At 37.1% G+C, this 11,413-nt stretch carries 11 protein-coding genes; 1 reads left to right on the top strand and 10 read right to left on the bottom strand.

Going from position 1 to position 11,413, the window contains the following annotated elements; translation table 11 throughout:
• Nucleotides 1-370: 370 nt before the first annotated feature.
• Both fakA and KQI21_RS04170 read right to left on the bottom strand, forming a co-directional pair.
• On the bottom strand, nucleotides 371-2,032 hold the full coding sequence (gene fakA, locus KQI21_RS04175; protein WP_216482780.1) for a DAK2 domain-containing protein: 1,662 nt from the start codon (nucleotides 2,030-2,032) through the stop codon (nucleotides 371-373).
• Between the two features lie 85 nt (nucleotides 2,033-2,117).
• The gene (locus KQI21_RS04170) at nucleotides 2,118-2,480 is read right to left on the bottom strand and encodes an Asp23/Gls24 family envelope stress response protein (RefSeq protein ID WP_216482779.1); all 363 of its coding nucleotides are present in this window, start codon (nucleotides 2,478-2,480) and stop codon (nucleotides 2,118-2,120) included.
• Nucleotides 2,481-3,359: 879 nt separating this feature from the next.
• Here KQI21_RS04170 and rpmB point away from each other — a divergent pair.
• Nucleotides 3,360-3,548, top strand: a complete 189-nt coding sequence (gene rpmB / locus KQI21_RS04165) for a 50S ribosomal protein L28 (protein ID WP_216482778.1) — start codon at nucleotides 3,360-3,362, stop codon at nucleotides 3,546-3,548.
• Between the two features lie 310 nt (nucleotides 3,549-3,858).
• Here rpmB and spoVM read toward each other — a convergent pair whose 3' ends face one another.
• The 8 genes from spoVM to fmt all read right to left on the bottom strand — a co-directional run bounded on the left by spoVM (nucleotide 3,859) and on the right by fmt (nucleotide 11,396).
• Nucleotides 3,859-3,942 carry a stage V sporulation protein SpoVM gene (gene spoVM, locus KQI21_RS04160; protein ID WP_077320374.1) on the bottom strand — a complete coding sequence of 28 codons (84 nt, stop codon included), beginning with the start codon at nucleotides 3,940-3,942 and terminating at the stop codon, nucleotides 3,859-3,861.
• Nucleotides 3,943-3,970: 28 nt separating this feature from the next.
• Nucleotides 3,971-4,624, bottom strand: a complete 654-nt coding sequence (locus tag KQI21_RS04155) for a thiamine diphosphokinase (RefSeq protein ID WP_216482777.1) — start codon at nucleotides 4,622-4,624, stop codon at nucleotides 3,971-3,973.
• Nucleotide 4,625: 1 nt separating this feature from the next.
• The gene (gene rpe / locus KQI21_RS04150; protein ID WP_216482776.1) at nucleotides 4,626-5,288 is read right to left on the bottom strand and encodes a ribulose-phosphate 3-epimerase; all 663 of its coding nucleotides are present in this window, start codon (nucleotides 5,286-5,288) and stop codon (nucleotides 4,626-4,628) included.
• Nucleotide 5,289: 1 nt separating this feature from the next.
• Entirely contained in the window at nucleotides 5,290-6,168 is an 879-nt protein-coding gene (gene rsgA, locus KQI21_RS04145; protein WP_216482775.1) for a ribosome small subunit-dependent GTPase A, read from the bottom strand.
• On the bottom strand, nucleotides 6,169-8,202 hold the full coding sequence (pknB, locus tag KQI21_RS04140; protein ID WP_216482774.1) for a Stk1 family PASTA domain-containing Ser/Thr kinase: 2,034 nt from the start codon (nucleotides 8,200-8,202) through the stop codon (nucleotides 6,169-6,171). It lies immediately after the preceding gene.
• Nucleotides 8,199-8,960 carry a Stp1/IreP family PP2C-type Ser/Thr phosphatase gene (locus KQI21_RS04135; protein WP_216482773.1) on the bottom strand — a complete coding sequence of 254 codons (762 nt, stop codon included), beginning with the start codon at nucleotides 8,958-8,960 and terminating at the stop codon, nucleotides 8,199-8,201. Before KQI21_RS04135 ends, pknB begins: the two co-directional genes overlap by 4 nt.
• Nucleotides 8,961-9,093: 133 nt before the next feature.
• Nucleotides 9,094-10,446, bottom strand: coding sequence for a 16S rRNA (cytosine(967)-C(5))-methyltransferase RsmB (gene rsmB / locus KQI21_RS04130; RefSeq protein WP_216482772.1), 1,353 nt, complete (start codon nucleotides 10,444-10,446; stop codon nucleotides 9,094-9,096).
• 5 nt (nucleotides 10,447-10,451) lie between these two features.
• Nucleotides 10,452-11,396, bottom strand: a complete 945-nt coding sequence (gene fmt, locus KQI21_RS04125; RefSeq protein WP_216482771.1) for a methionyl-tRNA formyltransferase — start codon at nucleotides 11,394-11,396, stop codon at nucleotides 10,452-10,454.
• Nucleotides 11,397-11,413 lie beyond the last annotated feature (17 nt).

Here is an 11,413-nt window from a genome sequence, read left to right as displayed (position 1 = left end):
CAAAAACACAAACCAACCAATAAACACTGAAAATACCCCAACAAAAAATGATTCCAATCATCAAAAACCGATGATCGGAACCATTTTTATTTATTTTCGGCTAGTTTTGTCCCAGCCTCTTTTCATTTTCTTGCAAATGATATCCTTTTTTTACATGATGAATATCTTTTTGAAGGTAGCTTCGTATAACTTATGCACTCGATCGACCAGCCTCTCGAGGTCGTTTCACTCCTCTTGCGGCACAGGCGCCTCCTCGTCGGAGTTCCGGCGCTTGCCGGGGCTAAACAAGGGCATAGCGCTTGCTTCTGCCAAAAGAGAGGAGGATAATACTCGTTACAAAAACTAATGAATTGTGAATAGTTAAGAAAAATTACTCTACAGAGAAAATATACGAATAAATCGGCTGATTCCCATTGTGTACTTCTACTTCTATGTCTTCATACGTATCCTCAATATACTTTACAAGTTCAGCAATCTCCTCTTCTGATACATCTTCACCTTGTAAAACCGTAAGGATCTCATCATCTTCAGTGATCATCTTCTCTAAAAGTAATTTAACAGTTTCCGTTTTATCTGGATTTGTGGCAACAATTTTCCCGTCTTCAATTCCCATAAAATGTCCATTTTCAATCGAAATCCCGTCAATTTGTGTATCACGGACGGCATATGTAACTTGACCAGTTTTCACTTCTTTTCTAGCCACATTCATTGCCTTTTCATTCGTTTCAAAGTCTCTATCCGGATGAAAGGCCAACATGGCACTAATTCCTTGAGGGATTGTGTTGGTTGGAATAACTTTTACATCCTGATCAGCTAATTCTGCCGCTTGATCAGCAGCCATAAAGATATTTTTATTATTTGGCAATACTAGTACTTTTTTCGCATTCGTTGCTTTGATAGCATCCGCAATATCTTGCGTACTTGGATTCATTGTTTGTCCACCTTGTATTACTACCGTTGCACCAAGGCTTTCCAATAATTCTTTAAGTCCTTCCCCCATTGCTACCGTTACAATCCCATATTCAGTTTTTGTTTTAAGCTTGTCTTGCTTAGGTTTACTACCGACAATTGCTGTATGCTGTTCTCGCATATTTTCAATTTTCATATTAATCAGATCACCATAACGTTGCCCTAAATTGAGACATTCGCCAGGGTGTTCAGAATGAATATGGACCTTTACTAATTCATCATCCGATACGACCAATAATGAATCTCCATGATTGCTTAATTCATTACGAAATGCCTCTTCCTCAAACGGATATGCTTTTAATTTATCTTCTTTGAATTTAACCATAAACTCTGTACAGTATCCGAATTTAATATCTTCTGTATTCATAAAGTCTTGGGCTGTTTTATGATGTTCTGCATTGATCATTTCATCCATATTAAAATCCGATGTATCTTCAGGGAGCTCCTCACCTTTTAGTGCAGCCAAAAAGCCCTCATAAATGGTAACTAAACCCTGTCCGCCTGAATCAACTACTCCTACTTCTTTCAGTACTGGCAGCAGCTCCGGAGTACGTTTTAAAGATGCTTTTGCTTCTGCTACAATTTTTTCCATGAGCATTATAATATCTTTTTCCTTTTTAGCTATAGCTACCGCTTTATGTCCTGAATCTTTGGCGACTGTTAAGATAGTGCCTTCGACAGGCTTCATTACTGCATTATAAGCTGATGTAACAGCACTTTCAAATGCTTTGGCCAGTTCTTCAGATGTAGCCGCTTCTTTTTTATCCAACCCTTTGGAAAAACCTCGAAAAATTTGCGATAAAATGACACCTGAGTTCCCTCTTGCCCCCATTAGGAGTCCTTTGGCGAATGCCTCCGCAACATCAGATACTCGGTTACTCGATATCTTTTTTACTTCATTTGCTCCTGAAGTGATTGTTAAATTCATATTTGTTCCTGTATCGCCATCAGGCACAGGGAATACATTTAAAGCATCGATTTTATTGGCATTATTTGCTAAATGATGAGCACCAGACAAAATCATCTGTGTTAGCATCTTGCCATCTACTTGTTGTAAACTCACTTTTTCATTTCCTCCTCTAATAAACAAGAACTCATAAGCGCCTGTTCATCAACAGACGCTAGAGCAAACAATAAATTCATGTCCATTATTCTTGGGTTACCCGAACCCCTTGTATATAAATGTTAACTGAATCAATATCCAAACCAAGGGACTGGCTTAATGTATATTTTACTTTAGATTGAACATTATGAGCAACTTCCGATATTTTAGTACCGTAGCTTACAATAATATACATATCGATATGCAAGCGATGCTGTTCCTGTCGAACGATAACCCCTTTTGAATAATTTTCTTTTCGTAGTATTTCCGCAATACCATCTCTAATTTGACTTTTTGAAGCCATTCCAACGATGCCGTAGCATTCAACAGCTGCTCCTCCGGCAATAGTTGCAATTACTTCGTTTGTTATCGTTACTTGACCATCATTTGTATGAAGTTCAATGGACATTTGAATCCTCCTTATAATACCTGCTCACATTCTAAAAATATTCTACTACATGCAGGACCATTTTAAAAGTAAAGATGAATTCCATTTTACGAAAACTTAGCGGCGACATGCCTTTGACACAAGCAAATGCTAAGTTACACTTTGACTTTGAACATTAAACATTTCACTGCGCCAAGCGAAGCTCTACGCTAAAAACTCATTTCTTAATCGTATTAAAATTACCCCTTCTAACAATGTACGATTTACAAGCATCTGTCAAGTATTTTTTCTTTATGTATAAAATGAAACATCTATCCATGGGAGTTTTCCCCATCAAATGTTAGTTTTATTTAATCGGATATGTAAAGGATATACCTATTGCTTTAATTGCTGCCAAAAGCATGGGTATCCCATGTCAAACGAAGACTCTGAGTAAGTATATCAAAAGTTATTTGAGAAAAAAACGTTTATCAAAAGTGATAACTTTATCCCGTATGTCAAGTGCCGTAAAACTACCACTTCAAAAGTTATAGAGAATACGAACTCACCTACATACCCGACTCGCGGATTGATGGACAGGGAAAGCTTCGGAGCGATACATCTCAAGTAGAAAAATTGTTGTTCACTTTCTAGGAAGAATAAGTTTCGATAGCAATGTAGCACGAAGAAAAGTGTTTTTTAAGGTCCTAGATGTTGTTATCCTTTGTTTTACTTCTATCTAGTAGGGAATGAAGGAAAATCCCAACTGAATCAAGTTTCGCTTTATTTACATCGCTATAGTTTTCTTTATCTATTGCATTTTTTGGAAAAGAATAATTGCCAAGTGTAAAAAGTTATGGTAAATTGTATAGGTATGAAATGAAATTTGTTTGTCATAGGAAAAGAAGTAGGAGGGATAGCATGGCCAGAAAATGTGTTATAACTGGACGCCAAACTCGCACTGGAAATTACCGTTCGCACGCTATGAATGCTAATAAGCGTAAATGGAAAGCCAATGTCCAACGAGTACGTATTATGGTAGATGGTAAACCGAAAAGAGTTTATGTTTCTGCACGCGCCCTAAAATCAGGGAAAGTACAACGCGTATAATATAAAATTAACGCATTCGTTTATGAAACAAGCACCTTCATTAAAAGGTGCTTGTTTCTATTATAAAAATTGTTTTGTTAAAATCCGTCTATTCCAATGACGATGGAACTTAGATAATTGCAACATGCATTTAAAAAACAACTGTAACTTACAATCAGTGTCAGATCCCCCATAAAAAAACATGCCATGGATTCGTACTCATGGCAATATTTTAGCATAGCTTCCAAAAGTAGTCTTATATACATACGGATAAAAACATAATAGTTTACTTAAAATCATAGCCAGTCATTACCAGCTCCTTATTAGCTGTTTACTTTTCTTTCTTAAATGTTCCAATAATAACTTTTACAAATCCGCCAATAAATCTCGGGAGCTTGATCGTATAAAATTTCATGAGTTCGCCCTCCTCTTTACAAACAAAGCTATCCAGAAATCGCATCACGACTCTTTACTAATAATAGTATGCCTTCTTTATACGAAAAAGTACCACTATTTTTAATCAGCTTGTTTGAAATGCAAAGTGTCGATCCCCATGAAATGGTCGCATTTATTAATGGATAGTAAAAGTTTTCTAATGTAATACCAACAACTTTAGAGGAAAAAGGAATAAATGAAACGATTGGATAATTTGCATCATTCTTCACCGTATACTTCCCTGGAAGCGTTAATTCTATATAATTCGTTTTGTCAACAATAATTCCTCGAATCCCTTTGCTTACAATCCTATAAAGCAGCTGTACATTAATTAATGCATGGTCCATTCTCCCGCCAGTGACACCGAATAGATAAATGATTTTTGGATTTAGCTCATACGCCTTCATTAATGCGATTTCCAGATCTGTTTCATTCTTTTCAGCAGGGTATGTCTGATAATATTTGGCTTTGTTCAAAATAACATTTTTTTCTTCATCCGTAGTAGAATCAAAATCTCCTACTGCATATTCCATCGTAAGATCATGTTCAACTAATGTTAAAGCACCTCGGTCTGCTCCGATCCAGTAATCAACGATTGGTTGATAATGATAAAAATCCGGATACCAATTTGGCCCGTTAGCGACAATAGCTACTACAGACACGTTAAACCGTTCCCTTTACAGCATTTAAAATCTTTTGTATCGCTTGTTTTCTGTCTTCTTCAGCAAAAATAGCACTTCCAGCAACAAGTACATCTGCACCGGCATCCGTACATATTTTTGCTGTTTTTGGCTTAATCCCTCCATCGACCTCAATTTCGAAGTTAAAACCAAAATCATGCCGCCATTTATTAACGAGCTTTATTTTGCCGATAGTGCTTTCAATAAAAGATTGACCGCCAAAACCTGGATTAACCGTCATGATTAACACCATATCCACATCAGGTAAGATAGGAAGTAACATTTCTGCTGGAGTTGCTGGATTAATGACCACACCGGCTTTTATACCCTGATCTTTAATTAATTGAATAGTACGATGTAAATGAGGGCACACTTCTTGATGTACCGTTATAATATCGGCTCCTGCATTTGCAAATGCTGGAATAAATTGATCTGGATTACTGATCATAAGATGAACATCCAGAGGAAGCTCCGTTATTGGACGAATTGCCTGAACAATTTGCGGACCTAGCGTAATATTTGGTACAAAATGTCCATCCATGACATCTACATGAATATAATCGACACCTAAACGGTCCACCTCCTGAATTTCTTCACCTAAACGTGCAAAGTCTGCTGATAATATAGAAGGAGCTAATTTTGTCATATTAATACCTCGGCTTTCTTAGTTTAATTTCTTCATAAAAACGAACATAATTATCATAACGATACTTAGGGATTTCCTCGGCTTCTACCGCTTGTTTAACCGCACATTTTGGTTCTTTTACGTGCATACAACCACGGAACTTACAATCATTTTTTCTTTTTTTCATCTCCGGAAAACAATCAGCGAGCTCTGATAACGGGATATCTTGGAATTCTAATGAGCTAAAACCCGGCGTATCAGCAACCAATCCACCAAGTAACGGGATCAACTCTACATGCCTGGTCGTATGTTTCCCACGACCAAGGCTTGTAGATATTTTTCCTGTTTTTAAGGCCAATGATGGATCAATTGCATTTAATAAAGTCGTTTTTCCTACCCCTGATTGTCCAGCAATGACGGTAATTTTATCTTTAAAGTAACGTTCTAAAATAGATGTTTCTTTCATATTCTTTACGGACAGCATTTCTACATCATAACCTATATGTTGATAATCCTTTTCGTAAGCAAGGAATTGATTTTCTTCTTGCTTTACCAAATCCATTTTCGTAAAAAAGATGACCGGCTTAATTCCTTCCGCTTCTACTAGTACAAGAAATCGATCAAGCAATGTCGTATTAAATGTTGGCTTTATCGCAGAATTGACAATGATTGCTTGATCAATATTAGCAATCGGCGGCCGCAGAAGCTCATTTTTTCTAGGTTGTATTTCTAAAATATATCCTTCATTTTCGCCGCTAATATCAAATGTTACGATATCTCCAACTAAAGGAGTAATATTTTTTTTTCGAAATACCCCCCTGCCTTTACATTGGTATACCTTTCCCATAGCTTCTACATAATAGAAACCGCTTAATGCCTTAATAATTCTGCCATTTGCCATTTATTCACCTTCCTCATAAGAAACAGTTTTATTGGAAATCACTTCATCATCTCGCTTAATAATATACTCTGCTTTACTTCCTGGAGCAATCGTTAACGTAAAGGTTACTTCTGTATCCTCTGTAATCTTCTCTTCCATAAAAACTTCAGATAAATCATTATTCATATCTCCAACATATACTTTTACAGTTTGTTCCTCACGATTCGCTTCTTCCTCTTCACCGTTAGTCGGATTATAAGGCACCTTATATTTGACCGTATGCGAGACAGGTGGTCGTTTTTCCGGACCGGAAGAAATATAAACTTTTACTGTGGAACCAACAACCAATTCTGTATTTGTCTCTGGTTCCTGGCGAATGACCTCTCCTTTTGGTGTGGTGTCGGAGTACTCCGTTATTTTTTCCATTTTCAACCCATTGCTCGTCAAATAATCGGATGCTTCTGCTTCTGTCATACCTTTTAAATTGTTTAAGCTAACCGTTTCAGGGCCAATACTTACTCGGAAAATAACCTTCGTTTCGCTTGGCACTACTTCACTGTCAGCCGTTGGTTGAATTTGATCAATGATTTTTCCTACTGGTTTATCGGAATGTTCTTCATAAGGATCAAGTACTTCATACCCCTCTTCTTCCAACAGTCGTTTTACTTGATCAAAATCTTTCCCTTCATAATCAGGAAAAGGAACTTTCTCTTTTCCCTGGCTTACCTGTACTGTAACTGTAGCACCTTCTTTCAATGTACTGCCAGCGCTAGGATCCGTATTAACTACATATCCTTCTGCAACGTCATCTGAAAAAACTTCTTCTTGTTTTACAGTAAACTTCGCTTCCTCCAGCTTAGTTACTGCATCGTTATATGCCATGTTTTTAACATCGGGAACTACAACATCTTTGGCTTTAAAAAAATCAGTAAATAAGAAGAGAGCTGTCAAGCCAGCAATAATCAGTAAGAATAGAGCTAAAGCGATTAGCCATTTTTTCTTTTTACTTTTTTTCTTTTTGCTTTTTTTCTTTTTAGGGCGTTGTTTTTTTGTTTGCTTGTCCGGTTGTTTAACATTCTTTCTTTCTTCTTGATAAGGCTTTGTTTCACTATTGGCAGCATGGATAATCGTATCTTCATTATCCGAATGATCGACTCCATCGGTAATGATCGGGATTGCTTTCGTATCTTCTCCTTCTTCATTAGGTGCAACAAAAACCGGCTCATTAAGTTTACTTGGAAGTAAAGCTGTTTCTAAAGCATCTTCTAAATCATAAATCGTTTCATAACGATGAAATGGATTTTTTGCAGTGGCCTTTAATACAATATTTTCCACACTTTGTGGAATATCAGTATTATATTTACGTACAGAAGGCGTATCATTTTGCAAGTGTTTTAAAGCTATAGATACGGCCGATTGACCAGAAAAAGGAAGCCGCCCTGTTAAAAGCTCATAAAAGACAATACCGATCGAATAAATATCCGATTTTTTCGTAGCCGTTCCTCCCCTTGCTTGTTCTGGCGATAAATAATGGACTGAACCGAGAACCGAATTCGTTTGTGTCAATGATGTTGCGCTCAAAGCAATAGCAATTCCAAAATCTGTAACTTTTACTTGTCCATTTGTATCAATTAATATGTTTTGCGGCTTAATATCTCGATGAATGATTTCGTTGGCATGTGCATGAGCAATCGCAGAGGTTATTTGCCGCATAATATCCAATGCTTCTTGCACACCAAGCGGTCCATGTTGCTGTATGTATTCCTTTAAGGTCATTCCTTTTACATATTCCATCACCATGTAAAGTAAATGATCCTCTTCGCCAACATCATAAATATTAACGATATTCGGATGGTTTAAGCTCGTAGCAGAATGTGCTTCTCGATCAAAACGGGCAATAAACTCCTCGTCATTTGCAAATTCTAAACGCAATGACTTAATAGCAACGTCTCTATCTAAAATAATGTCTCTTGCTAAATAGACATTTGCCATCCCACCGCTACCAATTATCTTTTTGATTTGATAGCGATCATTTACTAGATGGCCTTTCATCATGATGATTCACCTACTTTCTTTGTAGGGGTTTCGCGTTGTATTAAAATAAGAGAAATATTGTCTTCCCCACCACGCTCATTAGCTAAAGCGATCAAATTTTGTCCTACACTAGATAGTTCTGATTTTGCTTGGACAAGGGAATAAATCTCATTATCACTTACTTTGTCTGTCAACCCGTCCGTACATAATAATAATGTTTCATCTAAATTAAATTTTAAGGAGCGGACATCACATGTTACAGATCCTTCCGTTCCTAATGCTTTTAGAACTACATTTTTACGCGGGTGATGAGCCGCTTCGTCTTTCGATATTTGTCCAGATTGAACGAGTGCATTAACTAAAGAATGATCTTCTGTAATTTGGCTTATCGTCTCATCCGAAATAATATACGCTCGACTATCTCCAATATGGGCAATCGTTAAAATATCATTGAGCAAAATAGCAATGACAATTGTAGTTCCCATGCCAAAACATTCTTCATTTTCCTGTGCGTGTTGATAAACCGATGTATTAACATCTGCTACAACTTTTTCCACCCAAGTTTCAGCCTCATCTGGAGAATTCAGACCTTCTGTTTTTTCCCACTTTTCCTGAAGCAGATGAGTTGCCATTTGACTAGCTACATCCCCAGCCTGATGTCCACCCATTCCATCAGCTATAACAGCTAAAAGCTGATTTGCTGCATTGTAAAAAATGCCTCCTGAATCTTCATTATGACTTCTAACTTGCCCTCGATCTGTTTGAAAATGAGCTTTCAATTAGTTCACTCCTTTAGCACATAGCCTTCTGGTTTTCTTATCGAAGTGCTTGAAGTCTCAAAACACTCTTATGCCTCGATTCCGTTCTAATTAATTACAGTATTACACAATCTACTGAAGAAAAGAAGTATCTTTAGCCATTTTTTCGCTTGAAGCGAGTAAGAAAAAATCCATCTGTCTGAAAAGTTTGTGGGAAAATTTGCAAACCATAGGAACTAACTCCATGAGTTGCTTGCAATTCTAACGGTAATTCGGTAAAAAAAGCGTGATCTACTTCTATCATTGACTGTTGTTCACAAAATTGTTGAACAACTTGTTCATTTTCCTGTTGGTCAACTGTGCATGTACTGTATACCATCAAGCCATCCTTTTTTAGGAGAGGACTTACTTGATTAAGAATGTCCAATTGAATCTCCGCCAGACGAACAATATCGCTTTCCTGTTTATGATATTTTATTTCCGGCTTTCCTCGAATGACACCTAAACCAGAACAAGGAGCATCAATAAGAATTCGGTCGAATGTTTCTTCCGCATAATGGTTACGTAATTTACGAGCATCAGCAGCTGAAGAGTCGATAATGGATAAATCCAGCTGTTTCGCTTTATTCTGAATCAGTTTTACTTTTTTAGCATGAAGATCGTGCGCATGAATATGACCCTGGTTTTTCATTTTCTCTGCGATATGGGTAACTTTTCCACCAGGAGCACTGCAAGCATCGAGCACCTTTAAACCCGGTTTTAGTTTTAATATTTCTCCAACTAACATAGACGTCTGATCCTGAATCGTAATAAAGCCCTTCTGAAACAACTTGCTTTTCAGGATGTTTCCTGTTTCAATAATGATACCTTGTGGGGAAAACAAAGATGGACGAACAATAAACCCTTCTTGCTCTAATTGCTTTACGGCAACATCACGACTGATTTTCAAAGGTTGGATGCGAATAGACAAAGATTTATTGTCTAGATTTGCTTGACACATTTCTTCCGTGATTTCTTTTCCATATTGGTTTATCCATCGGTCTACAAGCCATCTAGGATGACTCGTAGCAATAGAAATTCGTTTCGAATCATCTGCTATAGCTGATAAATCAGGCACTCCTTTCCGTTGAACAGCACGCAATACTCCATTGACAAATGAAGCGATCCCTTTATGTCCACGCAGTTTGGCAATTTCTACAGCTTCATGGATGACCGCATGATCAGGAATCCTATCTAAATAAACCATTTGATACAAAGACATTCTTAATAATGATTTTACCCATGAATCAAGCTTCTTTTGATTTTTTATAAATGATGTTAAATAATAATCTAATGTTAATTTACGTTGAATCGTTCCATACACGATTTCGGTAAATAATCCTTCATCTTGTGTCTGAAGAGATCCCGTTTTCAACGCATGATTAATTAATAAATGACTATAACCCTGATCATTTTCAATTCGCATTAATGTATCTAATATTGTATTTCGCAGTGATTTATTTGCCATCTGAATTACTCACCCATTATTTGTCCTAGTTTAATTTCATCTGGATTTCCTCGCAAATAGTCTTTTACATGCATTCGTTTTTTTCCGGCTAACTGCATCTCGATAACTTGAAAGCCTTTTTGATCCCCACATGCAACAATAAAGGATTCATTTCCAGGCTTATCTACGATTTCTCCTGGCTGGGCATTAGAGAAGGTTCGTTCTACCGGCTCTCCCCACCATATTTTTAGTGGTTTTCCATGAAATAGCGTATAAGCAACCGGCCAAGGATGAAGTCCACGAACATGATTATAAATGGCTTTACTTGATTGACTCCAATCGAGTTTTTCTTGTTCACGCGTAATATTACGGGCAAATGTCGCTTGGTTTTCATCCTGTTCCATAGCTGTAAGCTCATTAGCAAATAATTTCGGCAATGTTTCCTTTAATAACTGTGAACCTGCCTCAGCTAACTTATCATGTAGACTTCCAACATGATCATTATCTTCAATCGTTACTTTACGCTGGGTAAGCATAGCTCCAGCATCTAGTCTTTCCACCATATACATAATGGTAACCCCGGTTTCTGACTTTCCTTGCATAATCGCATAATGAATTGGCGCTCCACCACGTAATTCTGGTAATAACGATGCATGGACATTAATACATCCATAAGCTGGTGCTGTTAATAATTCTTTAGGTAAAATCTGACCATATGCTGCAGTTACAATTAAATCAGGTTCATAAGCGAGCACTTTTTTATACTCATCCTTAAGCTTTTCAGGTTGAAACACAGGAATATGATGCTCTAAAGCTACTTTTTTCACCGGTGTAGGTGAGATAATTTTTTTTCTCCCTTTTGGTCGATCAGGTTGAGTAACTACCAGTACTACTTCATAAGGAGAATCTAATAATGTACGTAAAATAGGTACAGCAAAATCCGGCGTACCCATAAAGACAATTCGTTTCATCAAAAATACCCACTTTC

The sequence above is a fragment of the Virgibacillus proomii genome (assembly GCF_018916875.1).
GTDB lineage: Bacteria > Bacillota > Bacilli > Bacillales > Amphibacillaceae > Virgibacillus > Virgibacillus proomii_B.
This window is presented reverse-complemented; position numbering and strand designations above follow the sequence as displayed.

What these genes read in the sequence shown, in the direction of transcription:
- rsmB (WP_216482772.1), bottom strand. Translation starts at nt 10,446, where the DNA reads ATGGCAAATAAATCACTGCGAAATACAATATTAGATACATTAATGCGA.
- fmt (WP_216482771.1), bottom strand. Translation starts at nt 11,396, where the DNA reads ATGAAACGAATTGTCTTTATGGGTACGCCGGATTTTGCTGTACCTATT.
- KQI21_RS04170 (WP_216482779.1), bottom strand. Translation starts at nt 2,480, where the DNA reads ATGTCCATTGAACTTCATACAAATGATGGTCAAGTAACGATAACAAAC.
- pknB (WP_216482774.1), bottom strand. Translation starts at nt 8,202, where the DNA reads ATGATGAAAGGCCATCTAGTAAATGATCGCTATCAAATCAAAAAGATA.
- rpe (WP_216482776.1), bottom strand. Translation starts at nt 5,288, where the DNA reads ATGACAAAATTAGCTCCTTCTATATTATCAGCAGACTTTGCACGTTTA.
- rsgA (WP_216482775.1), bottom strand. Translation starts at nt 6,168, where the DNA reads ATGGCAAATGGCAGAATTATTAAGGCATTAAGCGGTTTCTATTATGTA.
- spoVM (WP_077320374.1), bottom strand. Translation starts at nt 3,942, where the DNA reads ATGAAATTTTATACGATCAAGCTCCCGAGATTTATTGGCGGATTTGTA.
- rpmB (WP_216482778.1), top strand. Translation starts at nt 3,360, where the DNA reads ATGGCCAGAAAATGTGTTATAACTGGACGCCAAACTCGCACTGGAAAT.